The 610-nt window shown below is 45.4% G+C and carries 1 pseudogene; it reads left to right on the forward strand.

Features of this window, described 5'->3' with window-relative positions:
* Nucleotides 1-94 precede the first annotated feature (94 nt).
* Nucleotides 95-610, forward strand: a pseudogene (locus DW49_RS1000000131845) (hypothetical protein); the annotation flags it as partial.

Consider the following 610-nt stretch of genomic DNA (forward strand, 5'->3'; position numbering starts at 1 on the left):
CGATCTTTGCGATATGCGCGATTAATCGATCGATTTTTCAACAAATAGCGGCTTATTTTAGGAAAAGTCCGGATATCGGCCACGGCGCGGTGAGTTGATCGGAGGATCCTTAGTAACAGGCACCCTCCTTTCCTTTGCCGCTGCTGCTCTGGCAGTTTACCAGTCAGTACACATTGCAATAGTCGATAAGGCGCTGCGTTCCCTGATTATTAATACGGGAGAAACTGCAGGCGGATTGCTCGCAGTACGGCTCGGTGCACTTGGCTTGGGTTTAGGCAGCATTATAGCCCCTTTAAATTTGATCGGCACATTCGGTGCAACATGGAGTGATTGGGACAAATGGAAAACAGCATTTATTAGTGGTACCTCAGGAGAAAAAACCGGAGCCATGATTGGGCTAACTGGTGATGCAGGAGCTATTGGGGTGAATTCTGCCATAACCTTGTATGCAGGTAAGGAGATGGTCGGGCTTTTAAAAGAAGTAAATTCTGCCACAGACTCGACAAAAAAAATGGTCGCTAGTGTACTGTTTTCGAAAAAAATCAGCCACCAACTAACGGAAAATTCAAATCTTATCAATAGCTTAGCTTGCAGGTTATGGGTAACTTAT

It is taken from the genome of Pseudomonas avellanae BPIC 631 (assembly GCF_000444135.1).
Classification (GTDB): Bacteria; Pseudomonadota; Gammaproteobacteria; order Pseudomonadales; family Pseudomonadaceae; genus Aquipseudomonas; species Aquipseudomonas avellanae.